Annotated in this window: 21 protein-coding genes, 15 tRNA genes and 1 rRNA gene (1 of these 37 running past the window's edge); 2 read left to right on the plus strand and 35 right to left on the minus strand. The window is 44.9% G+C overall.

Translation table 11 applies throughout. The features are described 5' to 3' along the window. Positions 1-81 precede the first annotated feature (81 nt). The 7 genes from EGM68_RS21140 to EGM68_RS21175 form a co-directional block, all read right to left on the minus strand. Complete coding sequence (locus EGM68_RS21140) at positions 82-1068, minus strand: sensor histidine kinase (protein WP_058830357.1); 987 nt, start codon at positions 1066-1068, stop codon at positions 82-84. After that, on the minus strand, positions 1065-1766 hold the full coding sequence (locus EGM68_RS21145; RefSeq protein WP_013372983.1) for a response regulator transcription factor: 702 nt from the start codon (positions 1764-1766) through the stop codon (positions 1065-1067). The genes EGM68_RS21140 and EGM68_RS21145 overlap by 4 nt, the downstream gene beginning before the upstream one ends. Positions 1767-2876: 1110 nt before the next feature. Then, complete coding sequence (locus tag EGM68_RS21155) at positions 2877-3101, minus strand: helix-turn-helix domain-containing protein (RefSeq protein ID WP_481854695.1); 225 nt, start codon at positions 3099-3101, stop codon at positions 2877-2879. A 107-nt stretch (positions 3102-3208) separates the two neighbouring features. Further along, positions 3209-4279, minus strand: coding sequence for a hypothetical protein (locus tag EGM68_RS21160; protein WP_129549961.1), 1071 nt, complete (start codon positions 4277-4279; stop codon positions 3209-3211). Then, positions 4269-4844, minus strand: a complete 576-nt coding sequence (locus EGM68_RS21165) for a sigma-70 family RNA polymerase sigma factor (RefSeq protein ID WP_013372986.1) — start codon at positions 4842-4844, stop codon at positions 4269-4271. The genes EGM68_RS21160 and EGM68_RS21165 overlap by 11 nt, the downstream gene beginning before the upstream one ends. A gap of 823 nt (positions 4845-5667) precedes the next feature. Beyond that, positions 5668-6456, minus strand: coding sequence for a TrmH family RNA methyltransferase (locus tag EGM68_RS21170; RefSeq protein ID WP_025675775.1), 789 nt, complete (start codon positions 6454-6456; stop codon positions 5668-5670). A 77-nt stretch (positions 6457-6533) separates the two neighbouring features. Then, positions 6534-7196, minus strand: a complete 663-nt coding sequence (locus tag EGM68_RS21175; RefSeq protein ID WP_013372989.1) for a potassium channel family protein — start codon at positions 7194-7196, stop codon at positions 6534-6536. 162 nt (positions 7197-7358) lie between these two features. Between EGM68_RS21175 and EGM68_RS21180 the strand changes: the two genes are divergently transcribed. Next, positions 7359-7592, plus strand: a complete 234-nt coding sequence (locus EGM68_RS21180; RefSeq protein WP_013372990.1) for a small acid-soluble spore protein SspI — start codon at positions 7359-7361, stop codon at positions 7590-7592. Between the two features lie 152 nt (positions 7593-7744). Here the strand turns inward: EGM68_RS21180 and EGM68_RS21185 are convergent, their stop codons facing one another. The 3 genes from EGM68_RS21185 to EGM68_RS21195 form a co-directional block, all read right to left on the minus strand. Next, complete coding sequence (locus EGM68_RS21185) at positions 7745-9325, minus strand: peptide chain release factor 3 (RefSeq protein ID WP_013372991.1); 1581 nt, start codon at positions 9323-9325, stop codon at positions 7745-7747. A 298-nt stretch (positions 9326-9623) separates the two neighbouring features. Next, the gene (gene zwf, locus EGM68_RS21190; protein WP_013372992.1) at positions 9624-11180 is read right to left on the minus strand and encodes a glucose-6-phosphate dehydrogenase; all 1557 of its coding nucleotides are present in this window, start codon (positions 11178-11180) and stop codon (positions 9624-9626) included. A gap of 187 nt (positions 11181-11367) precedes the next feature. Next, complete coding sequence (locus EGM68_RS21195) at positions 11368-12132, minus strand: YwmB family TATA-box binding protein (RefSeq protein ID WP_058830353.1); 765 nt, start codon at positions 12130-12132, stop codon at positions 11368-11370. 245 nt (positions 12133-12377) lie between these two features. Here EGM68_RS21195 and EGM68_RS21200 point away from each other — a divergent pair, with 245 nt between their 5' ends. Beyond that, a complete protein-coding gene (locus EGM68_RS21200) occupies positions 12378-12836 on the plus strand; it encodes a hypothetical protein (RefSeq protein WP_058830352.1) in 459 nt (152 codons plus the stop codon). Between the two features lie 76 nt (positions 12837-12912). Here the strand turns inward: EGM68_RS21200 and EGM68_RS21205 are convergent, their stop codons facing one another. From EGM68_RS21205 to EGM68_RS21325, 25 genes are all read right to left on the minus strand, one after another. Continuing rightward, positions 12913-13563 carry a response regulator gene (locus EGM68_RS21205; protein WP_013372995.1) on the minus strand — a complete coding sequence of 217 codons (651 nt, stop codon included), beginning with the start codon at positions 13561-13563 and terminating at the stop codon, positions 12913-12915. After that, positions 13541-14620: a sensor histidine kinase gene (locus EGM68_RS21210; RefSeq protein ID WP_013372996.1), complete on the minus strand. Its 1080-nt coding sequence runs from the start codon at positions 14618-14620 to the stop codon at positions 13541-13543. The genes EGM68_RS21205 and EGM68_RS21210 overlap by 23 nt, the downstream gene beginning before the upstream one ends. A gap of 16 nt (positions 14621-14636) precedes the next feature. After that, positions 14637-15284 (minus strand): cell wall-active antibiotics response protein LiaF, encoded by a 648-nt coding sequence (liaF, locus tag EGM68_RS21215; protein ID WP_016819934.1) that lies wholly within the window; start codon positions 15282-15284, stop codon positions 14637-14639. A gap of 147 nt (positions 15285-15431) precedes the next feature. After that, complete coding sequence (locus tag EGM68_RS21220) at positions 15432-16136, minus strand: PspA/IM30 family protein (RefSeq protein WP_013372998.1); 705 nt, start codon at positions 16134-16136, stop codon at positions 15432-15434. After that, complete coding sequence (locus tag EGM68_RS21225; protein WP_129549962.1) at positions 16136-16621, minus strand: PspC domain-containing protein; 486 nt, start codon at positions 16619-16621, stop codon at positions 16136-16138. The genes EGM68_RS21220 and EGM68_RS21225 overlap by 1 nt, the downstream gene beginning before the upstream one ends. A gap of 7 nt (positions 16622-16628) precedes the next feature. Further along, positions 16629-17297: a PspA/IM30 family protein gene (locus tag EGM68_RS21230; protein ID WP_058712545.1), complete on the minus strand. Its 669-nt coding sequence runs from the start codon at positions 17295-17297 to the stop codon at positions 16629-16631. An 88-nt stretch (positions 17298-17385) separates the two neighbouring features. Further along, positions 17386-17697 (minus strand): LiaF transmembrane domain-containing protein, encoded by a 312-nt coding sequence (locus tag EGM68_RS21235; RefSeq protein WP_016324716.1) that lies wholly within the window; start codon positions 17695-17697, stop codon positions 17386-17388. 127 nt (positions 17698-17824) lie between these two features. Continuing rightward, on the minus strand, positions 17825-19051 hold the full coding sequence (locus EGM68_RS21240) for an MFS transporter (protein ID WP_013373002.1): 1227 nt from the start codon (positions 19049-19051) through the stop codon (positions 17825-17827). 144 nt (positions 19052-19195) lie between these two features. Then, complete coding sequence (locus tag EGM68_RS21245) at positions 19196-19753, minus strand: TetR/AcrR family transcriptional regulator (RefSeq protein WP_129549963.1); 558 nt, start codon at positions 19751-19753, stop codon at positions 19196-19198. A gap of 232 nt (positions 19754-19985) precedes the next feature. Continuing rightward, positions 19986-20064: transfer RNA gene (locus EGM68_RS21250), tRNA-Leu, on the minus strand. Positions 20065-20075: 11 nt separating this feature from the next. Further along, positions 20076-20150 (minus strand) — tRNA-Cys (locus EGM68_RS21255). An 11-nt stretch (positions 20151-20161) separates the two neighbouring features. Continuing rightward, a tRNA-Gly gene (locus EGM68_RS21260) sits at positions 20162-20233 on the minus strand. 6 nt (positions 20234-20239) lie between these two features. After that, a tRNA-Gln gene (locus tag EGM68_RS21265) sits at positions 20240-20314 on the minus strand. A gap of 9 nt (positions 20315-20323) precedes the next feature. Beyond that, positions 20324-20396 (minus strand) — tRNA-His (locus tag EGM68_RS21270). Between the two features lie 18 nt (positions 20397-20414). Beyond that, a tRNA-Trp gene (locus EGM68_RS21275) sits at positions 20415-20488 on the minus strand. Positions 20489-20495: 7 nt separating this feature from the next. Continuing rightward, positions 20496-20581 (minus strand) — tRNA-Tyr (locus EGM68_RS21280). Between the two features lie 4 nt (positions 20582-20585). Next, a tRNA-Thr gene (locus tag EGM68_RS21285) sits at positions 20586-20661 on the minus strand. A gap of 22 nt (positions 20662-20683) precedes the next feature. Continuing rightward, positions 20684-20756 (minus strand) — tRNA-Phe (locus tag EGM68_RS21290). Between the two features lie 37 nt (positions 20757-20793). Then, positions 20794-20870: transfer RNA gene (locus EGM68_RS21295), tRNA-Asp, on the minus strand. 15 nt (positions 20871-20885) lie between these two features. After that, positions 20886-20962, minus strand: a tRNA-Met gene (locus EGM68_RS21300). A gap of 25 nt (positions 20963-20987) precedes the next feature. Continuing rightward, positions 20988-21063 (minus strand) — tRNA-Val (locus EGM68_RS21305). A gap of 68 nt (positions 21064-21131) precedes the next feature. After that, positions 21132-21203, minus strand: a tRNA-Glu gene (locus EGM68_RS21310). Between the two features lie 17 nt (positions 21204-21220). Beyond that, positions 21221-21312: transfer RNA gene (locus EGM68_RS21315), tRNA-Ser, on the minus strand. 3 nt (positions 21313-21315) lie between these two features. Continuing rightward, positions 21316-21391 (minus strand) — tRNA-Asn (locus tag EGM68_RS21320). Positions 21392-21455: 64 nt separating this feature from the next. Beyond that, positions 21456-23062 (minus strand): 23S ribosomal RNA (locus tag EGM68_RS21325); it runs 1323 nt beyond the window's last position.

Consider the following 23062-nt stretch of genomic DNA (forward strand, 5'->3'; position numbering starts at 1 on the left):
CTATGTCATGATCATAATCCATCCGGAACAGAGCGTCGATCGATTAACATTACAAAAACCTTAAATGTGTTGTAAGGTTTCTTATGGGTGTATTGGAAACAGAATTTCAACAGTCGTTCCTTCACCTACCGTCGATGTGAGTTGAATGTCATGATTCAACCTTTTGCAGATTTCTGCCACCAAATAGAGCCCCATCCCCGTAGATTCACTATACTTCCGTCCATTTTCACCTGTGTAATAAGCCTCAAATACCCGCTCTATATCTTTTTTAGGGATGCCAATCCCTTCATCCTGTACTTTCAACACAATCACATGATCTCTTACGTCAGATATCAATTTCAGGCTGTGGGCATAACCTGAAGAATACTTTATCGCATTAGTCACCAATTGATTAATGATAAATCTTAACCATTTGGCATCGGTAATCACACTCAACTGCTCGTCCACTTCATTGGAAGGATAAATTTCGTTGCGGATCAATAACCTTTTGTTATCGTAAATCACTTCACTAACCAGCTTTCGTAATACAACAGGCTCTACATGAAAGTCTGGTTCAAAGGATTCCAATCGTGACATATACAAAATCATGTCCAGTCCTTTTCCCATTCGATCAATCTCATCGTGAATCTGATCCGACTCGGGATCTATTTTTCCTTTGAGAATTAAATGAATCACAGCTAGGGGCGTTTTCATCTGGTGAACCCACTGGTTAATGAATGTGATGTGATCACGCTGCTGATGCTCCAATTGATGAATCCGAGACTGGTACAACTGGTAGAACTGCAAAAGCAAATGCTGTAAAGAAGAGGCTAACGGATTAAGTACCTTCATCTGAATAAGCTCATCTAAATCTCTAATGTTAGCAGTGGATAATATTCGATATAAACCAGAATACATGACGTACCGAAATAGCAAATAGACCAGCAAAAGGATAAACCCAAAAAAGACCGAATACAAGGCGGTCGACAAGTTACGATAACCATCCATCCAGTAAATACTCAACACAAGAAAAAGTTGGATAATATTAAAAATGATCATGGAAAAATGATCACGCCAAAACAGCTTCACTGTTCTTCCTCCTCAGTCAAGTGCAGCCGGTATCCAGCTCCTCTAACCGTTTCTATAATATCCTCCAACCCCAGTTCGCTCAGCTTTTTACGGACACGGGTAACATAAACGTTCAGCGTATTTTCTCCTACATATTGGTAATCATCCCATAACGCTTCTAAGAGATGAACTCTCCCTACAACCTGCTTGGGATATGTCATCAGTAGCTCCAGTAGTGCAGCTTCTTTATGGCTCATTTCTACTTGCTTGTCATGAAACACCAGCTCCATAGTATCAGGATATAAAGTTAAGCCTGACACTGTTATGGTGCGTGATTTTTGGGCAACTGCATATAAACCATAGGCACGTCGCAGATTGCTTTCTACCTTGGCTAACAGTACTTCGGGATGAAACGGTTTGGTAATGTAATCATCTGCTCCGTTTTGCAAAGCAATGACCTGATCCATTTTATCATCACGCGCGGACACAAACAGGATGGGACAAGTAGATTGAGTACGAATTTGCCTGCACCAATAAAATCCATCAAAACGAGGTAAATTCACATCCAGTATGACCAAATCAGGCTTTACCTTCTGGAAAACACCTAAGACTTGATCAAAATTTGAAACGACAACTCCTTGATAACCATATTTCTCAAGATAGGATTGGAGTAAGGAGCTAATTTGAGGGTCATCCTCTACGATTAATATTTTATGCATCGTGTTTTCTACCTTCTTAGTGCTTGAATTTTAAATCACATGATTTTCTCTATATAATGCCTTTATTTGATCGTCCAAGCAATAACAACAACCGAATTCCTTTTATTTGTAGCTTAGGAGAGTCTCATGGTGTAAATTGAATCCCGAATGATATGCATGGTGCCAAACACCAGAGTGATTAACATGACAATTATAATGGCGATAACTATTACTGTAATCATGATCTCTTTATAGTTTTTTAACGTTTCATTACAACATAATTTCGACTTAAATACCTCTTTAATTTTATGCTTTGAATATTTCATACTTTGCTCACTTCTCTCCTCGGCTCGCTATTTTCCATACTAATTAGCTTCTATCTAAGGAACAACAGCCAAAGCTTACAAAAACATTACTTTGTTGTAAGGTATAAAGAATTCAGATCATCAGAAGCGTGTGTCTTTATAAAAAAATGAGTCGGGTTCTATGACCCGACTCATTTTCCGTATTTCTACTAATCCCCATAGGAATGTCCCGCGCTTATGCCTCTTAATTTTGACTTGATGCACTTCTCTCTTGAAGTGATCTACACTTCAAACTTATTTAGATAAAGAAACTGTACCTCTGTTTGTCGTATCCCCTTGTTGTTCCGCTAGTGATATACCTAGCTTCAACTCAGAAAGAATGCTCTCAAAATCACGGATCGTACTTTCAATGGAAATTGTGAAACTTCACATATTTATGCAGTCCAGTTCGCGAGTTGTTTGTTTAGTGTCAACAAAAGTTCTTCCTTCAATTAGTTCAGATTTAAACTCTGCGATACGTAATGGAGCAAGATTCCCCCTATACCACCTGACGTCCGCAAAGTTGTTCCGGAAAATATCTTCTTGTAATCGGAGCTGAGGAATGTTAAAAGCCCTCAATTTTTGTCATAAAGATACAACTTCCTTCCTATTAATGTCACTCATTTCTTAACTTTCACAAAATCAATCTCAAACCAAAAAGTTAAGCTTAAGGTATTCGCTTGATACAATGCCATGCTTAAGGAATCTATAGTTGTAGTCAAAGAATAGCAAGACTTATAGTATAAACTCTTTTTAAAAAATTTCTTTACCAAGTTTAGTGTCCTTATTATCTCTTATTAAGAATTCTATATTTTTGCGGAGATATTCCCTCCCAGTCCACAAACCACCCTGTAAACGACGATGAATTCTCTAATCGCAATTCTTCACTAATATCAGACATGGACCACTCTGTTGACTTGAATACATGTTTCGCCTCTTTCAATCGAAGTTCAGATATGTGTACTGTTGGGACTGACCCCATAACGTGAGACAAATCATAGTGAGCTGACAAATGAAAAGAAAGCTTCAGACCGGATGAATCAGTCTGAAGCTTTCTTTGTTTCGTTTATCGCGTTTTACTTAACTATATCAAACACCATACACTCTGTATTGCTCTCCCTACCAAGGCGTTTCCGTTTTGTGTTCAATCACTTTCAATACTTTGGGTTCAAGAATCCGTTTCATTAGTTCCAGCGTACGATCGTCAACAGTAGCTCCACCATGCGGATCGGCTTGGATTTGTTTTTTAGCCTGCGTACTTGCGATAACGTCCATGACTTGTTGTTTGGAAATCTTTTTAGATGCTGCGATCTCGACGACAGATGCCCCCTTTGCCAATTCTTCTTTCAAGTCTGCTGGACTCATGTGAAGTAAAGAAAAGAGCTCTTCATCGTTTAAAAAGGCATCTGCAGTATAGTCAGGCTTGCCGTTAGTCATGAAAAAGCCTTCCACGGATGGAGCAGGGCCGCCTCCGATCAGAGAAACGCTGATCGTATTCCCTTGAACGAATGCCTGATAAAACGGCGTTGTTGATCCCTTTTCGGTGTAGTTCAATATAAATGTTTTTTGGTCCGGTGTCTGCATCGGCTCCATGTTACATTCGTACTTACTGGAGCTGCCGTACAGTTTGTTAATGAGGTCATCTACTTTCGATTTGATTTCTTGATCGGATAAGGAGATGACCGGCTTCTCCTGAGGCTCCCAATTCTCTTGGTTCACTTGTTCGATTTCACCCGTGATACCGTTCAAATCAAGTCGGACCTTTTTGCCGTGAGCTCCCTTTTCCTGCAGCACGATGCTTGTTTGAATGGCTTTCCCCTGACTTGTATTCGCGGGGTCTCCTCCAATCTGGCTGGCGTCGATAATTTCAAACGACTTGGTTTCCGGATAAGAGCGATACAACTTTTCAAGCGCTGCTTGGCCAACCGCATCCATCTTGACTTGTTTGGCTGTCATCGGTGTTCTCGTAATCATTTCAATCAGGGGAGGGGCCGCGAATGCCGCGGTTGGAATCATAATTACTGCAGCGATGATGCCGCCGATCAATCGTTTTTTCATCGTTTTTTTGCTCCTTTGCCGTTGTACGTATTGAGAATAGGATTGTTCGACTCGTTTGGAAACAGCCGGGGGGCATTCCATGGTCTCTGCTTCTTGGTGCAGGTACTCGCTGATTTGGCTTTCAATAGGCATTGTTCTTTTCCATCCTTTCCAAGGAGAGATTTCCCAAGTGTTTTCGAAGCGACTGCAGGCCGGCATGATATCTAGACTTAACTGTACCCAGCGGAATATCGAGTAATGTCGCAATCTCCTCCAGCCTATAGTCGTGGTAAAAGCGGAGTATGATCACCGTTCGCTGTTTATCGGTCAGCTTGTGCATGGCCTTTGATATTTCAGGGTCTGTCCCATCCGTCCTCACCGTGGTCTGATCCCAATGACGCTCTTCCCGAGAAAAGACACGGATGCGTTCGAAAATTCGGAATCTCCTCCAGCTTTTCACCCGGAATCTTTGCACTTGTCGGATGACCAAGCCGTGCAGCCAGAAGTGGAAAGGACGATTCGGATCGTAGTTGGGAAGCGAGGTCCACATTTGCATGTAGATCTCATTCATAATATCTTCGCGATCCTGCGGATGATCCACCAGAAAAGAGACAGTCCGATAGACATCCTTATAGGTGGCATCATACAACGTGTGAAACGCCTGCTGATCTCCTTCAATCATTTTTGTGAGCACGTGGTACATAGATTCACTTTGCATTCAGAGGGCCCTCCTAAGTAAGCAGCTTACACCCTATATTGTCGCTCGATGGAAAAAAGGTTCGGTTTTTATGTTCTCGGTTGGGAGTCTATGGATTGCGGGAAGGCGAGCAGTGGCATGAAAGCGTGGAAGACATCTTGTTTTTTCCGTCAGATTGAACGGTGAGCTCAAAGAATTGGGCCTGCTGTCGGACGATTATAACAAGGTCTGGAGATGTAAAAATGGCCTTCATGCAGCAGGTTATATTTCTACTAAAATCAGAGACAATAATTTGTTAGGTCAAATTGAATATGGCTACCAATACCCCCAATTTGCAAGAGACGAAGCCAACAAAACGCAACACTGGCTGCTATGCAGCTTAAGTTTCCAACTATGTCTACAATTGTGAAGGCCCCTGTTGCTTAACGACGTAGCTAATCCCAAAACGTGAGACACATCAAAACATCTTCAAGAGAATCAAGCCATGTCGTAAGATATGGAGATAACCTTGTAGGTGTTTTTACGTCTGAGATTAATCTGGGCTCAAGCTCATCAACTTGTACGCTGAAAAAACCTATGCTTCTATTAATGCTCCTTGTGATACCCCAATGATCTGTGAGAATTCAGTTTGATTATGTTGTTCCTCATTAGCCCTCCTTCTGTCTAAAAATTAAAAAACAGCCCCAAAAATAATTTTATTTATCGGGACTGTCAAGTTATCTAAGCTATTAAGTTATTATTCTTATGAAGAGGTTTATCTTACAACATCATATATAAAATACCCTGTCCATTTTCACTATAAAAACATGAAAACTCGAATCAGTGAATAATAAACACTCAGGTATTAGCTTCGCTGTCTCATCGCCTCGAATAATAACACCGTAGAGGCCATGGCTGCATTCAGTGATTCCGCTTGTCCCTGCATTGGAATGAATACTGATTCATCCACCATACTTGCGGTAGCAGCAGAAATACCCTGGCCCTCGTTGCCAATCACGAGCCAAGTGGATACACGCAAATCTATGGTATAGCATGATAAGCTTGCATCGAGCGAGGTGCTGAGCAAGCGGGCACCTTTGCTTTTGGCCTGCGGCAAAAGCTCTTCCAGACTGCCTTCGATCACCGGCAGATGAAACAATGATCCCATCGTGGAGCGGATCGTTTTGGGATTATATAGGTCGGCGCAACCATGACCCAATATAACGCCTGCGGCTCCAGCAGCGTCCGCACTGCGAATGATAGTGCCTACATTGCCGGGGTCCTGTACACCGTCCAGCACCATCACCAGCGCATCTGGTTGCTCCAGCAATGCTGCGAATGCGCTACGCTCCTCCTTACGCACGATGGCAAAGACAGACTGCGGCGTCTTGGTATCGGTGCATTTGGCAATGACCGCCGCCGACACGGGAATCCATTCCACCGGCTGATCGGCTGAATCCAGACCATTCAGCTCGGCAGGAATCCCCTTGTCCAAATCATAGGCGACGCTTTCAACAGCCGCGTTCGAACGCAGCGCTTCCTGCACTAGATGAATACCCTCGACAATATATTTATGCTGCCGTGTGCGATGCTTTTTTTCGAGGAGTTGCGACCATTCTTTTACACGTGCATTATTCGGTGAAATGATTTCCATTGGTTTAACCTTCCGTTTCTAGGTCTGTTTCTTTAAAAATAAATGATGCATCACTTGTACTTGAACATCAAACCTCTCTAAGCTGCAAAAGCCAGCTCCAGCTTGGTTAGATCGTCCTTGTGACCCACAATGATCAGCACATCACCCGCTTCCAGACGATCCTCGGCATACGGTGAAATGTTCATCTCCTGGTTTCTGCGGATCGCCATTACATTGCAGCCGAAGCGTGCCCGTATGTCTAGCTCCTTCAAATTTTTGCCGATCATGGAATCAGCGGCTCGCATCTCCAAAATACTGTAGTCCTTGGACAGCTCAATATAATCCAAAATATTAGGAGACGTTAAATGGTGGGCTACTCTCAGTCCCATATCCCGTTCAGGATAAACCACTTTATCCGCACCTATTTTTTGCAGCACTTTTCCGTGCAGTTCATTTTGTGCTTTGACCACAAGAGCAGGCACACCCATGTCCTTGAGAATCAATGTCGTTAGAATGCTGGCTTGTATATCTTCTCCAATTGCGACTACAATTACGTCAAAATTGCGGATACCCAGTGCTCGCAGTGCTTCCTCATCGGTCGAATCGGCAGACACCGCATGCGTCACAATATTCGACATTTCCTGTGTACGCTGCTCGTCCGAATCGATAGCCAGCACATCAAACCCCATCTCACTCAGCGCGCTGGCAACACTGGAACCAAAGCGCCCCATGCCAATGACCGCATACTGTTTTTTTGCCATCCTTCTTTACCTCCCGCTCACCATACTGTCCGTCATAGTATAGCATATCATGCTACAAACATAAATTTTGACATCCTTATTCCAAATGCTTCTCCATGTATACTGGGCCACAGCCCAAGCCATAATACATTCGATCACTATTACAACATACGGGAGGTACACATGCCCATTACAATGGATTTACGACAAGCGATTGTTCACAAAGTTCACGGCAAATCAGAGGCTGATCTTACGGATATGATTATTGGATCAGTGGATGGACCGGAAGCCGCTTTGCCTGGATTAGGTGTCATTCTTGAAATCGCATGGAAGCATATGAGTCCAAACCAGCAGCAGGATTTCGTCCATTTGGCACATGAACAAATCGATAAAATCAAACCCGTGCCCTTAACCTAACCCTAGCTATTCAACTTCTTGTTATGCTTTAATTGTGCTCATTATTTTTACCCGTATTCGAAAATAAGAATAGTCCACTCGCATTCATGTCGAGTGGACTATTCGTGGTATATATCAAATGACTGAGATCAGATTGCTCTGCATATAAAATTTTATGGAGCCATTTCCAAAAACTTAGCGGTTGGATTTTTTTCTATAGCCGTACGCATGGCATACTCATTTTCGAACAAGGCTACATAATTGCCTTTCTTATCTTTTACCAGCGTAGAGTTGATACGGAACTTGCTCGGATCAATCTGCTCATCCACAATCCAACGTGCAAATTGGAACGGCATACGTTGAAGCTGTACATCTACCCCATATTCACCCTTCATGCGGTATTCAAATACTTCAAATTGCAGTTGGCCGACTACACCTAGTAGCGTATCATCAAAGCTTACCGTACGGAACACCTGAATCATACCTTCTTCGGTCAACTGGTCGATACCTTTCAGATACTGCTTGTGCTTCAAAGCATTTTTCACAGTAACCTTCGCAAAAATTTCAGGTGAGAAGGTCGGCAGTTCATCAAATACAACCTCGCTGCCTTGACTGAGTGAATCGCCAATACGGAAAATACCCGGATCAAACAAACCAATAATATCTCCAGGAAATGCCTCCTCGACAATATCACGGTCCTGTGCCAAGAACTGCTGTGGTTGGGACAGCTTAATTTCCTTGCCCATCCGAACATGCTTAACACTCATCCCACGTTGAAACTTACCGGACACGATACGCAAAAATGCGATACGGTCACGGTGAGCCGGGTTCATATTGGCCTGAATTTTAAATACATAGCCAGTAAACTTCTCGTTCGTTGGCTGAATTTCCCCAACTGTACTGTGGCGCGGTTCCGGCTTAGGAGCAAGCTGAAGGAAGTTTTCCAAAAATGTTTGCACACCAAAATTATTAATAGCACTTCCAAAGAAAATAGGCGTTAATTCTCCACGCTGTACTTTTTCCATATCAAAAGGGTCACCTGCGACATCAAGCAACTCTAAATCTTGGCATAATTGGTCGTGCAAATATTCGCCCGCCATCTCGCGAATAATCGGATCATTGTAACCTTCCACTTTTTGTACTTTGATCGTGGAATGGTCATCTCCCTGAAACAACTCAACCTGATTTTTGACACGGTCATAAACACCGCACAGATCACGCCCTGTACCAATCGGCCAGTTCATAGGCACTGAACGGATACCAAGAACCTGTTCCAGCTCCTCCATCAGATCAAAGGGACTGCGTCCTTCACGGTCCAGCTTATTAATGAAGGTGAAAATCGGTATTCCGCGCTTCGCACAAACCTGAAACAGCTTGATCGTTTGCGCTTCCACACCTTTTGCTACGTCAATCAGCATGACCGCACTATCTGCGGCTGTTAATGTGCGATACGTGTCTTCACTGAAGTCCTGGTGACCCGGGGTATCCAGGATATTAACGCGATGCCCATTATAATCAAATTGCATCACTGAGGATGTTACCGAAATCCCCCGCTGTTTTTCAATCTCCATCCAGTCACTCGTCGCATGCTTGCTGGCTTTGCGAGCTTTGACTGTACCTGCAAGACGAATAGCGCCCCCGAACAGCAGCAACTTTTCCGTCAGTGTCGTTTTACCCGCATCCGGGTGAGAAATAATCGCAAACGTACGCCGTTTGTCGACTTCCTGTTGAAGTATATCTGTTGTTTTACTCATTTCACATATCCCTTCATGATCAAATCCATTGCATTTCTGCTCAAGCTATTCATAAAAAGGCCATGATGCACGCCTATGTTCATAAGTTCATCGGCTCATTGCCGTTAGCTCCAGTATTCGGCATACTCCGTCACCATATTCATGATAAATACGATCTATTTACATGTTTTAGCCTGCCTTTAACATATAATCAGTTGCAAACTGAAAACCTGAGACTAAGCTATTATAGCATACTCCGAACGCAAAGCATCCCCTTACATCCTAAACAGGACATAGGGGGATGCATGACAAATCGGGATTACTGAGTGCCGCCTACTCGCCAGATGACATTATCTTCATCCTGACCGCTAACCGGCCACCACTTATAGCCATCCTGCTCTAACAGCTTGTGAGCACCATCAGGTCCCCATGAGCCTGCAGCATAGGTTTCCAGTGTATCCGGGGTCTGCTGCCATGCTTTGGCGATTCTATCAACGAATCCCCACGCTGTAGCAACCTCATCCCACCGCGTGAAGTACGTCGAATCACCCTCGATCGCATCCATCAGCAACCGTTCATACGCCTCCGGTGAGTTGATCCCCACCATACAGCTTTGGCAAAAATCCATAGCCAGCGGCTCAATATCTGATTCCGAACCGGGTTTCTTGGCATTAATTTTAATGTAAATGCCCTCCATTGGATTGACCCGAATGACGAGCAAGTTTGGTTCCAGCTTATGCTTTTGACCGAGATATACATTGGTTGGCATGCTCTTAAATTCCACAACGATCTCCGTAGTTTTTACAGGGAGACGTTTGCCTGTACGAATGTAGAACGGTACACCAGCCCAACGGAAATTATCTACAAACACACGTGAAGCAAAATAAGTCTCTGTATTCGATTGTGGATCAACCTTGTCTTCTTGACGATACCCTGGCAACTGCTGACCGCGGTAACTGCCTTCAGTATATTGACCACGTACCACGTTGGTCTTCACATCCTCAGACGATTCAAAAGGTCGTAGTGAACGCAACACTTTCACCTTTTCATCACGGATATCCTCTGGTAACAGACGACTAGGCGGTTCCATCGCGATCATCGTAAGCATTTGCAGCATATGGTTCTGTCCCATATCGCGCAAAGCGCCAGAATGATCATAGTAACCTCCGCGTTCCTCCACCCCTACCGTTTCACTCAGCGTAATTTGCACATTGGCAATATGCTTGTTATTCCATAGTGGTTCAAAAAAGGCGTTAGCGAAGCGAATCACCTCGATATTTTGAACCATTTCCTTACCAAGATAGTGATCAATCCGATAAATTTCTTCTTCGGCAAATACTTCACGTATTTCGATGTTCAACTCTTGTGCAGACTCGAGGTTGTAACCGAAAGGCTTCTCTATAACTAGACGATTCCAGCCCTTGCCGTCCAACATGCCGCCCTCTTTCAAGCTCTTCGACACACTTCCGAATAATTCAGGCGCCAAGGCCAAATAAAACAACCGATTTCCCGGTATGTTAAACTTACCTTCTATAGCCTCCGTTTGCTGTCTCAGCTCATGAAACCCATCAACATTGTTGATATCCAGCGATTTATATTCAAAATGCTCGGCAAATGCCTGCCATTCTTGATCATTTTCTGCTTTGTAGCGACTAAACTCCTGTATGGAAGCGTACAGGTCATTACGGAATTCTGCTTCTGTGCGGGGACGTCTTGCTACACCAATAACAGCAAAATCTTCAGCAAGCTTGCCTTCGCGGTACAAGCTGTAGATAGCAGGAAATAACTTGCGGCGAGCCAAATCGCCCGTAGCACCAAAAATAAACAGAACTGCACCTTGTGTCACAAGAGATTCTTTAACAGGTATGTCAGCCATGAAGTACCTCATTCTTCCCATGTCAAGATTCCGCAATCCACAATCCTCGAAATCCGCATGTAGTATTGTGTATATTTATACAAGATCATACTTGATTTTCGAAAAACATGGAACTAAAGATTTGATGACATTTTAACATATTCTACATGGATAAGCTATCCGATGAATCATAAATTTACCTTATAAGTCAGTATTCAATTGTGATAATCGGAAAACCGAGTGTTATACGTTTATTTTGCTGCGCTCTATTTTCATGTACCGCCATCTGCATCTGAACTTGATGCTCACCGCTTTGCACGATTAATGGCAGTTCTGGAGCTTCATAAGATACAGCTACAGTGGTTGCATCTGTGTATCTTTCTTTAGCCTGCATGGAGATATCCCCTGCTAAGCTTGCTTCTGTCCGTTTCATCAGTTGATCCACGCTTTCCTTTGCTTGCAGCGAACGCTGAACGGAGGTGTTCCACTGCGCTTGAACCCCTATAGAATGTAATTGCTCGGCACAAAGCTTATGAAGCTGAATCAACTGCTCACGTCCTGTGTCGCTGCTTTCCAGTTGAACGACTACATACCATTGTCCAGCTTGACGTTCCATCACATTTAAACGAATTTTTAAATCCTCACGATCACGAACAGAACGATATAGTGTGTGCCCATTTTCTACGAGTTTGCTTGCTGTGGGTATATTCAGTTGCTCAGCTATCTGTGCCACTATATCTGCCGGATCTCCATGATTAGGAATCCAATCGCCTTGCCATTTTACAACCAGCTTATCCAGTGTACCCGGGGTTTGATCCGAGAGAATTAACAACGAGCGTAAAGCCGCTTCTGCCTCACGGGAATCATTTCCGTTGGTCTGAAGAGTTCCGTAACGCCAGCCAGCCAGTACCAACACCGTTCCTAATACCAAAATTGCAATAACTCCCTTTTTAATCGTTTCTACTTTTAACATGGCCGTTCTTCCCCCTCCATAACCATTCATTCTCCGCATACACACAATGGAATTCTTTTTTCGGCTCGATTGAAATCTATGAATCTATCAATAGCATGCCCGTTGCCAGAGGTTTTATACGCAGAGGGAGTCAGCACAACCTTTCAGAAATATTCATTCGCCTACTGGGTGTTCGACCATACACCGTAGGCACGATAAGAATAGACTATAATCACAACGCATCTTACACCAAAAGAGGTGAAATCATGTTTCCCATTTATCCAGTAAATGAAGCCAATGTGGCACCTCATGGCGGACGGATGGTCTGTGCCGTTATGCGTGATGGTACACGACACATTGGTATCTTAAGTGGGTGTAGCAAAGGCAAGCTGATGTTGAACGGATATCCATCCTCCTTTCCTGGTAGTCTCTATGCCGGAAGCTACAGTAACAAAGGAAAACAAAAAGCTAAAAAAATCTCCTCTAAAAAGCAAAAAAAGAACTTTAAAAACAAAGCTCCTCGTTCTTCTGCCAAGCTAAATTCCTTTAATAGACCGCCGGACGAACTTCTAAATCCATACTTTCCTTATAACGTAGGCGCATTTGATTCAAATGGAAATAGGGGTTATGGAAACGGCAGAGCAGGCTATCGTGGTAGATATGGATACGGGGCAGGACTTGCACTAGATCTGGCTTTAATCGCCTTTCTATTCCTCCTTATCTAAACACCGTGTCACAGAACACAAAAAAACCGGAGGACCATTCATCGTCTCCGGTTCTTTGTATTCGTCGTTTTACAATTTACTCTGCTAAGCCGTTTTTATAAGCATAGATTGCCGCCTGTGTGCGGTCTTCCACTCCTAATTTGGCGAGAAGGTTCGTGACATGGAATTTTACCGTCTTAATCCCGATAATCAGTTCATCTGCGATATCCTGGTTGGACTTCCCTTGTGCCAATAAGCGAAGAACCTCCATCTCACGATCTGTTAGCTCCGTATGTGCGGGCGCTTCAGCCTGTGGCTGGCGAAACCGATTCATCATCTTAGAGGCCACCTGCGACTCTAGTACGGACTGTCCACGTGCTGCTGCACGGATCGCATCCGCGATCTCGGAAGCACGAGACGTTTTAAGCAAATAGCTGAATGCCCCTGCCTCAATGACCGGATACATTTTCTCATCATCCAAATAACTCGTCAGTACAATCACCTTTGTCTCTGGAAGCAGGCGTGTCACTTGGCGTGTCGTTTCGATACCATCCATGCCATCCATGACCAAATCCATTAAAATCACATTTGGCTTGTACTCTGATGCTAAGCGTATGCCTTCTTCTCCGCTTCCGGCCTCGCCGACCACTTCAATCCCTTCTTCTGTCCCCAGCACCGCCGCAAGCCCGATCCGCACCATTTCATGGTCGTCTACCAGCAGTACGCTAATCGGTAATTCCGTTTCCATGATCATCGTTCCTTCCGCTTTCATCATAAATAACTGGCACAGACACCTCGATCCGTGTCCCTTTTCCCGGAGCCGTTATATACTGAATAGCTCCCCCAATTTCACTGACCCGCTCCTGCATGGTGGATAATCCATATGATGTCTGCTTTTTCTCATCCATTTCAAAACCAATACCATTATCCCGAATCGTCAACCTAATGGAATCCGGGCGTTGCACAATACGAATTTCCATACGAGTTGCTTTGGCGTGACGCAATGTATTAGACATCGCTTCCTGAACAATGCGAAACAAGTGATTCTCAATGCCCTTAACCAACTGTACTCCGCTTTCCATCTCAAAATCAATCTCCATCGGTACCTTTGCCTGTAATTCCTGTACCAAATCACGCAAACCCTGCTCAAGCCGTTTTCCTTCCAGATAGACAGGCCGTAGATGAAGTAGTAACGCCCGCATTTCGGATTGTGCCACGGAGGACATTTCTTCAATTAATGCAACTTGACGCTGCGCTTTATCAAAATCCTTGTCCAGCGTCCTACCCACAGCCGTCGCTGTCATTGAAATAGCAAACAATTGCTGCGATACTGCGTCATGTAACTCTCTGGCCAGCCGCTGCCGTTCCTCCACAATCGCAGTCATCCGTGCCTGTTCTGCTAACTGAGCATTATCCGTAGATAAGCGTTGTAAAGACGTTACTTGTTCCTGCCATTTACGCCCGATTCGTTCCAACTGCTCTCCTAGTCTGCCAAGCTCATCATGCCCTAGAGGTGGCAACTCACGTGCAGGGGTTCCCTTTTCCCACATCAGCAATGTCTCTCTCAACATTTCCAGTCTGCTTTTAAAGCGATAACTTTCATAAAATCCGTACATTGCCCCTGTACCAATCAACACCAGTATAACGGCTCCTGCTACTTTCAGTATCATTCCCCAGGTTGGGAACGACTTCACATATCCATATGTATACAGCATATAAAAGACAACTACGCCCACAACAACACACAGGAGGATACCTTCACCCATACTGCGGGTTACCATGTTGGACGTTTTTTTGTGATTCATCCCGGTTCCTCCTGGTTCAATAAAATCGAATACGGACATCGCCCGCCAAGTACGAAACGACAAACTTCACTTTATATTCACTCTGCTCAAAATGAGGAGACTTCCACACCAGTCGATTGAGCATCCCCGCCTCATGATCCCGGTCGAACTGAATCTGACCGAACAATACGAACATCTCCACCTCTACACCGTAATTATCCGGCAGCGTGATGTCAATGTCACCGAAGATCCCCTGTAAAAATATGACGGGCTCACGTTCCTCTGGAAGAGCCAGCGTCAAATCGGCATCCACATCACCAACCACATGCCATATGCTTGTGCTGCGCAAGCTCCACGGCACTTCATCCCATTTATGATTGGATATGAAATTGTGTTTGAATATGGAGCTTTGACCTTTATGCAGCTTCCTGGAACGTGAATAGAACACAGCCAGCGAAGCCAATGTGATCACTACAAACAAGAACAAATGATCCAGCACCAGCAGACCGGCACCGATGGCAAGCATCGTATAGCCCTTTTTGATTTTGGAATTGCGAATCTTATATATTCCGGCCAACATTAGGATCAGTGCAAACACGGAGAGGAACCCAATCCACTGACCGAATAAAATGATAATCCCGATGCCAATCCCTGCCAGTGCCAAGGCTGATTTTCTTCTCTCCATGTTGCACCCCCTTTTTTGTTTATACCGGAAGGAAAAGCCATAGTGGCGAAATATATCGCCATATGGCTTCCGAACCATACAGATTGAGCACTGTTATTGGTCAGTGTCCATCTATACAGCATATCATAATGTTTGGGTTCCGAGTAGTTAGTCCTTCTTCATATCTACAGGTTTAGCACCTGCCTGAATTTTGGACTTCAATTGTTGAAGCTGCTCATCCACTTTAAATTGTTTTTCAGCTTCTGCGGGATTAACATATGCCTCTCCCGGTGCTTGACGATAAGGGGCACGCAGTACGTCAGCTTCTGCCTCCATTTGCATGATTTTTTCCTCCATGCGGTGGAAGCCCAGCGAAGCAGACCCGCTTTCAATCGTGTGCAAACTATTGATTTGCGACATTTGCTTTTTGGCTTTTGCCATTTGAGCACGGGATACCAGCTCATTACGCTTATTGCGCATTTTGTAGAATTCATCCTTCATTCCATGAAGCTGCTGTACCAGTTCTTTGGCTTGGAGCTCGGCTTGAGTGTGCAAGTCACGGTATTCATCCTGCTTTTGCACAAAATAAACCTTCTCGCCCAGTAGCTTGCGTGCTACTTCTTCCTGTCCATTTCGCAATGCAGATTCGGCCTGCTTTTCGCGCTCATTGGATACACGCACAGCCTCCTCCAAACGCTGTTTCATACGACGCTCATTTGCCATTTGCTTGGCGACCGTTACCTCGGCCTCGTGAATTTCTGCCTCCATATCGCGCAAGTACTGATTTAACATGATAATCGGATCTTCAACTTTATCCAACATTTCATTCACCGATGCTCTTGTCATATCCTTCATTCTTTTAAAAATTCCCATTATTTACGTTCTCCCTTCTCGAATTGCTCTACTTTTTTACGTAACTCTTCCAGTTCCTTTTTCATTGCTTTTTTCTCGATATCTTCCATCATGGAATCCAGATCACTTTTGTGCCCTGTATTAAATTTGGATGAATAGCGGGCATCCTGACCAAACGGGTTCGAGTTGCCGTATGCTCCGCCTTGATTGTAACCAGTTCCTTGTCCATACTGCGTTCTAGTACTACTACCGCCATAATAGCGTGGATCTTGATGGGTATAGGGACCACTATCTGGACCAAATCCTCCGTCGTAAGGAGATCTTGGTTCCTTGGAAATAACCAACGCTGCAATCACATAAATCATAAATGTGGTGCCTGCTGTAATAAAGAAACTGATCACAACCAAAATACGTATCCAAGTTGAGTCCATTCCTGTTGCGTCAGAAAGACCGCCACATACTCCAGTTAATACTCTATCCCGGTTTGATCGGTAAATTCGGGTCATAATTTACTTACTCCTTCCCGCTGTTGTTCAGCTTGCTTTTCAGTCTCGCCCACTCTTGTTCGAGCAGCGATCCACCGCTGTGAGCATCCCTTGTATACTCCTCACCCCGGCGCAATTCACGCAAACTCATCGTTTCTGCTTCCATATCAGCTACCCGGTCTTCCAAGCGGTTGAACATTCGGGGAACATTTCGTCCGCCGTATGTACCTGCCCGTTCGTTCATTTGCTGCTGGAGTCTCAACGTTTGTACACGTGCAGCGTAATACTGACGCTTACTGTGTACCGTCTGGTATTCTGTTTTTAATGTATCCAGCTGTTGCTCCAATTCACGTAATGATTCACGGCTCTGTTCCCACAGTTCTCTATACTGCTCTTCTTTTTCTGCATACAGCATTTTTTCCTGAAGGGCTAGCTTTGCGACGTGTTCTTCATCTGCTTTCAAAGCCAGAAGGGCCTGTTCCTCCCGTTTGGCCTGCATGGACAATGCATGATCCAACTGCTGCTTCATTTGTCTTGTATGCACTGCATACTGCTGTTGAAGCTTTTCCGCTTCAGCGATTTCCTGACGGGTATTATATAGGAACTGGTCAATGAGTTGTACCGGATCTTGGCTTTGTTCCAAATGCTCATTGAAGGTTGCTACCGTAATATCACGCATTCTTCGAAAAACACTCATTGGCGTCTACTCCTTTCACAATTTCGTATTTTCATCATTTCTTGCTCTTTGCTTTCGTACATTATTCTTCATCCTCAAACTGTCACATTCAGTAGCGACTTCTACGGTCACTCAGCATGGATACACCAAATATGATTAACCCGATTGCCAGCAGTGGTCCAATTAGCCAGGATAGCTTGCCCAGTAAAATCAGTACCCCGAGCACAAGCACGATCCAGCCGAAGAGTGCATTTCCTCTTTTCACACCGTAGTACCCCAGCATAACCATGGCTATCGGAATTAAGTAACCAATCAGATGTCCTACAAAGTGACCGAAAAACGGAGTAAACTTACCGAGCAGCATAATCGAACCCAACACGATCAGTACAATGGCTAACCCATTCCCTTTGTTAACTCTCATCATCTCTCACCGCCTTTCACTGTGTCTTGCTTATGTCCTTATTGTACGCTGACCTAGCGTTTGACAAAACGGACCCCAGACGGTTTTTGAACCTAGACCTAAGTCGGGGATGGATATAGACCTGCGGCTATCCTCCTCTATGCTGCTCTGCTGCAAGGGATGTTGAGTGCCGCTTTCCTGCATGCTTAGCGCGTAGTGAAAGGACGAGACAAGCAAATAAGGCTACCGCTGCAACCATATAAGGCATATTAATATGAACATCAAACAGCAGTCCCGCAATTAACGGTCCAATTACATTCCCCAAGCTGGTATAGGACGAGTTCATACCCGCTACAAACCCTTGCTCATCCCCAGCCTGCCGCGATAGAGAAGTGCTTACTGCCGGGCGAAGGATATCCATAGCCAGAAAAATGATAAAAGTCGTCAGCATAATCATCACGTACTGCTCAGCAAATAAAGTTAGGAAAATAAACAGTCCTCCAATAGCCAAGCAAAGGTGAATTACTTTTTTCTCACCAAAACGATTAATGATCCAACCAAATATAGTTGCTTGCACAACTGCTCCCAAAATAGAGCCTGTCGTTATAATGATGGCAATATCCATTGGTGTAAAACCATATTTATGGTCAACAAACAGTCCAAATACCGTTTCAAAATTTGCCAATCCAAAAGCAACGACAAATACAATGAGCAAGCCCATGAAATACGGAGATTGATAGGACTTCGCAAATTGCTGTAAAAGGTTTTCTTTTTCACGCGGAAGCTCTCTATTGTACTGTTGCTTTTCCTTGCTCAAAGACTCCGGCAACACGAGCAGAGACAAAATAGCCGCTATCCCTGCAGCACCTGCCGCCGCAAAGAAGGGAATACGTATTCCATAGGCAGCAAGCAAACCGCCAATCCCTGGTCCGATTATGAAGCCTGTGTTAATCGCTGCATTAATCATCCCCATACCCTTGCCTCTTTCTTCAAACGAGGTCACATCAGCGACGTAGGCCATAATAGAAGGAGTAAGCAACGCTGCCCCTACCCCGCCCATGATTCGTGCAACAAACAAGGTAGGGACGGAACTCGCCAGTCCAAAAACAAGCTCTGACAGCATAAAAATGAACATTCCAGAAACAATCAACTTTTTACGTCCATAACGGTCAGACAATTTTCCTGACAGCGGTGATAATAAAAGCTGTGTCAACGCAAAAGCTGCAACCATCAGCCCCATGGAAGAACCGTTCATCCCTAGCTCGCTTATAAATTTAGGTAAAACAGGTACAACTAATCCAATCCCCATGAATGCTAAAAAAATGTTAAGCATCAATAACAGCATTGCTCCCCGATTTCTTGTCAGTATAGACATATTTCCACCCTTCCTTTTCAGAACCCCTTTTATTTATCAATAGTTAAATTCAGTATCCCAACTTCAAAAAACAAAAAAACTCTAATTGTTTTATTAGTTTTCACATAAAAAAATAGCCTCTTTTAATATGCACATATTATTAGGCTATTTTTGTTTTTCGACTAACCCAAATAACAATATATCTACAATGGAATAAGTTGCTTCCTCTACCGTCACACTGTTATCCAGAAAGAAACGCTGATCAAGCGTTAAATTTACTGTATCAATAATAAGCTTCATGATCAGAGCTTCATTTTTGTTCACAATAACTCCTTCTCGGATACCTTCCTGAATTAATGTTCTAATCGGCGACCAATCATTTAAATCAGCATGTACTCTTTTCCATTGCTCAGGATAATACTTTTTCATCTGGTCTAATATTCTTAAATCATAAAACTTATAATACAGCGGCATAACCCTAATCGACTGTTTAATCTTTTCTAACAAAGTTAATTCATTGTTTTGGATAATTTCTTCTGTCTTTTGAATCATATCATCATTTGTACGCTCAATCAGTGTCTCTAAAATAAGCGTCTTAGATGAGAAATTCTCGTACAATGTACGCTTACTGATGGCAAGTCTTTTCGCAAGATCGTCCATAGTAAATTTCAAACCATTCTCATGAACTTCCTCTACAAAAGCTTCCAAAATTCTTTCCTGCATATGCATTCCTCATTTCTCTTACACTTAATAAACTATAAATGTTTTTTCAGTACCATCATCCTACTACAACTTCACAGTCCCAGTCAAATATAAACCTAATTAAAAAGGATCTCTGCAAAGTTCTTATCTTCCACTCATCTGGATCCAAGTTAATCTTGTTGCCAAAGTTAAGAATACGAATAATAAAAAGGATGATAAAATGCATTAAAGCATTTTATCATCCTTCTATATATACCGGCGAGAGGACTCGAACCTCCACGGTTTCCCACTCGATTTTGAGTCGAGCGCGTCTGCCATTCCGCCACGCCGGCATATTAAGTTATGGAGGCGCCACCCAGATTTGAACTGGGGAATAAAGCTTTTGCAGAGCTTTGCCTTACCACTTGGCTATGGCGCCAGAGTATAAAAAGCGGACGACGGGAATCGAACCCGCGACCCTCGCCTTGGCAAGGCGATGCTCTACCGCTGAGCCACGTCCGCATAAGATGGCTGGGGATATAGGATTTGAACCTATGCATGACGGAGTCAAAGTCCGTTGCCTTACCGCTTGGCTAATCCCCAATAAGAAAGGGCGGCCGATGGGGCTTGAACCCACGAATGCCGGAGTCACAGTCCGGTGCGTTAACCACTTCGCCACGACCGCCACAGGAAAAGAAGTAATTGGCAGGGGCAGCAGGAATTGAACCCACACCAACGGTTTTGGAGACCGTTGTTCTACCTTTAAACTATGCCCCTATAAAACTGGTGGAGGATGATGGATTCGAACCACCGAACCCGTAAGGGAGCAGATTTACAGTCTGATGCGTTTGGCCACTTCGCTAATCCTCCAAAATGGTGCCGGCGAGAGGACTTGAACCCCCAACCTACTGATTACAAGTCAGTTGCTCTACCAATTGAGCTACACCGGCACAAAAACTATTCAATTAAAAGTGGCTCGGGACGGAATCGAACCGCCGACACGAGGATTTTCAGTCCTCTGCTCTACCGACTGAGCTACCGAGCCTTACAATAAGACCCTTTATCAATTAATACATTAATAATGGCGGAACTGACGGGATTCGAACCCGCGATCTCCTGCGTGACAGGCAGGCATGTTAGGCCTCTACACCACAGTTCCATAATAGATTTAAATTGGTTGCGGGGGCAGGATTTGAACCTGCGACCTTCGGGTTATGAGCCCGACGAGCTACCGAACTGCTCCACCCCGCGACAGTAATAAGTATTTATTTTAAAATGGTGGAGGCTGAGGGGATCGAACCCCCGACCCTCTGCTTGTAAGGCAGATGCTCTCCCAGCTGAGCTAAGCCTCCCCAACGGAACACTTCTCGTATTATACCATAACAAACTTTTTAATGCAACTTTTTTTTTTTTTTTTTTATGACCCGTAGGGGATTCGAACCCCTGTTACCTCCGTGAAAGGGAGGTGTCTTAACCCCTTGACCAACGGGCCATGCTATAGAATAATTCTGGCGGAGAGAGAGGGATTCGAACCCTCGAGACGCTTTTGGCGCCTACACGATTTCCAATCGTGCTCCTTCGGCCAACTCGGACACCTCTCCATATGGCTCCCCGAACAGGACTCGAACCTGTGACAACTCGATTAACAGTCGAGTGCTCTACCAACTGAGCTATCAGGGAATATTAACACTTGTTTCAAGGTTACACCTTGAAAACTGGATCCGAAACTTATTGCGTCTTATCTTAGGATAAGCCCTCGACCGATTAGTATTGGTCAGCTCCATGCATTACTGCACTTCCACCCCCAACCTATCTACCTCGTCGTCTTCAAGGGGTCTTACATACTGGGAAATCTCATCTTGAGGGGGGCTTCACGCTTAGATGCTTTCAGCGCTTATCCCTTCCGTACATAGCTACCCAGCGGTGCTCCTGGCGGAACAACTGGTACACCAGCGGTACGTCCATCCCGGTCCTCTCGTACTAAGGACAGCTCCTCTCAAATTTCCTACGCCCACGACAGATAGGGACCGAACTGTCTCACGACGTTCTGAACCCAGCTCGCGTACCGCTTTAATGGGCGAACAGCCCAACCCTTGGGACCTACTTCAGCCCCAGGATGCGATGAGCCGACATCGAGGTGCCAAACCTCCCCGTCGATGTGGACTCTTGGGGGAGATAAGCCTGTTATCCCCAGGGTAGCTTTTATCCGTTGAGCGATGGCCCTTCCATGCGGTACCACCGGATCACTAAGCCCGACTTTCGTCCCTGCTCGACTTGTAGGTCTCGCAGTCAAGCTCCCTTCTGCCTTTGCACTCTTCGAATGATTTCCAACCATTCTGAGGGAACCTTGGGGCGCCTCCGTTACTCTTTAGGAGGCGACCGCCCCAGTCAAACTGCCCACCTGACACTGTCCTCGTACCGGATCACGGTACCAAGTTAGAACCTAGATACGATCAGGGTGGTATCCCAAGGATGCCTCCCTTCAAGCTGGCGCTCAAAGTTCTACGGCTCCCACCTATCCTGTACAGATCGTACCCAAATTCAATATCAAGCTGCAGTAAAGCTCCATGGGGTCTTTCCGTCTTGTCGCGGGTAACCTGCATCTTCACAGGTATTAAAATTTCACCGGATCTCTCGTTGAGACAGCGCCCAAGTCGTTACGCCATTCGTGCGGGTCAGAATTTACCTGACAAGGAATTTCGCTACCTTAGGACCGTTATAGTTACGGCCGCCGTTTACTGGGGCTTCGGTTCATAGCTTCGCTCTTGCGAGCTTACCACTCCCCTTAACCTTCCAGCACCGGGCAGGCGTCAGCCCGTATACTTCGCCTTGCGGCTTCGCACAGACCTGTGTTTTTGCTAAACAGTCGCTTGGGCCTTTTCACTGCGGCCCCCTCGGGCTATTCACCCTACCGAGGCACCCCTTCTCCCGAAGTTACGGGGTCATTTTGCCGAGTTCCTTAACGAGAGTTCTTCCGCGCGCCTTAGAATTCTCTTCTCGCCTACCTGTGTCGGTTTGCGGTACGGGCACCTTCTCCTGGCTAGAGGCTTTTCTTGGCAGTCTGAGATCATGACCTTCGCTACTATAATTTTCGCTCCCCATCACAGCCCAGCCTTCACGATGTGCGGATTTGCCTACACATCAGCCTCACTGCTTAGACGGACATCCATCAGTCCGCGTCACTACCCTACTGCGTCACCCCATTGCTCATAACGGATTACGGTGGTACAGGAATTTCTACCTGTTGTCCTTCGACTACGCCTATCGGCCTCGCCTTAGGTCCCGACTTACCCTGAGCGGACGAACCTTCCTCAGGAACCCTTAGGCTTTCGGCGGATCTGATTCTCACAG

Source organism: Paenibacillus sp. M-152, assembly GCF_003856555.1.
Classification (GTDB): domain Bacteria; phylum Bacillota; class Bacilli; order Paenibacillales; family Paenibacillaceae; genus Paenibacillus; species Paenibacillus polymyxa_C.

Excerpts from the sequence above, each read along its gene's own strand:
- EGM68_RS21145 (WP_013372983.1), bottom strand. The coding sequence starts at position 1,766 with ATGCATAAAATATTAATCGTAGAGGATGACCCTCAAATTAGCTCCTTA.
- EGM68_RS21160 (WP_129549961.1), bottom strand. The coding sequence starts at position 4,279 with ATGCCTATTGAAAGCCAAATCAGCGAGTACCTGCACCAAGAAGCAGAG.
- EGM68_RS21165 (WP_013372986.1), bottom strand. The coding sequence starts at position 4,844 with ATGCAAAGTGAATCTATGTACCACGTGCTCACAAAAATGATTGAAGGA.
- EGM68_RS21170 (WP_025675775.1), bottom strand. The coding sequence starts at position 6,456 with ATGGAAATCATTTCACCGAATAATGCACGTGTAAAAGAATGGTCGCAA.
- EGM68_RS21175 (WP_013372989.1), bottom strand. The coding sequence starts at position 7,196 with ATGGCAAAAAAACAGTATGCGGTCATTGGCATGGGGCGCTTTGGTTCC.
- EGM68_RS21180 (WP_013372990.1), top strand. The coding sequence starts at position 7,359 with ATGCCCATTACAATGGATTTACGACAAGCGATTGTTCACAAAGTTCAC.
- EGM68_RS21185 (WP_013372991.1), bottom strand. The coding sequence starts at position 9,325 with ATGAGTAAAACAACAGATATACTTCAACAGGAAGTCGACAAACGGCGT.
- zwf (WP_013372992.1), bottom strand. The coding sequence starts at position 11,180 with ATGGCTGACATACCTGTTAAAGAATCTCTTGTGACACAAGGTGCAGTT.
- EGM68_RS21195 (WP_058830353.1), bottom strand. The coding sequence starts at position 12,132 with ATGTTAAAAGTAGAAACGATTAAAAAGGGAGTTATTGCAATTTTGGTA.
- EGM68_RS21200 (WP_058830352.1), top strand. The coding sequence starts at position 12,378 with ATGTTTCCCATTTATCCAGTAAATGAAGCCAATGTGGCACCTCATGGC.
- EGM68_RS21205 (WP_013372995.1), bottom strand. The coding sequence starts at position 13,563 with ATGGAAACGGAATTACCGATTAGCGTACTGCTGGTAGACGACCATGAA.
- EGM68_RS21210 (WP_013372996.1), bottom strand. The coding sequence starts at position 14,620 with ATGAATCACAAAAAAACGTCCAACATGGTAACCCGCAGTATGGGTGAA.
- liaF (WP_016819934.1), bottom strand. The coding sequence starts at position 15,284 with ATGGAGAGAAGAAAATCAGCCTTGGCACTGGCAGGGATTGGCATCGGG.
- EGM68_RS21220 (WP_013372998.1), bottom strand. The coding sequence starts at position 16,136 with ATGGGAATTTTTAAAAGAATGAAGGATATGACAAGAGCATCGGTGAAT.
- EGM68_RS21225 (WP_129549962.1), bottom strand. The coding sequence starts at position 16,621 with ATGACCCGAATTTACCGATCAAACCGGGATAGAGTATTAACTGGAGTA.
- EGM68_RS21230 (WP_058712545.1), bottom strand. The coding sequence starts at position 17,297 with ATGAGTGTTTTTCGAAGAATGCGTGATATTACGGTAGCAACCTTCAAT.
- EGM68_RS21235 (WP_016324716.1), bottom strand. The coding sequence starts at position 17,697 with ATGAGAGTTAACAAAGGGAATGGGTTAGCCATTGTACTGATCGTGTTG.
- EGM68_RS21240 (WP_013373002.1), bottom strand. The coding sequence starts at position 19,051 with ATGTCTATACTGACAAGAAATCGGGGAGCAATGCTGTTATTGATGCTT.
- EGM68_RS21245 (WP_129549963.1), bottom strand. The coding sequence starts at position 19,753 with ATGCAGGAAAGAATTTTGGAAGCTTTTGTAGAGGAAGTTCATGAGAAT.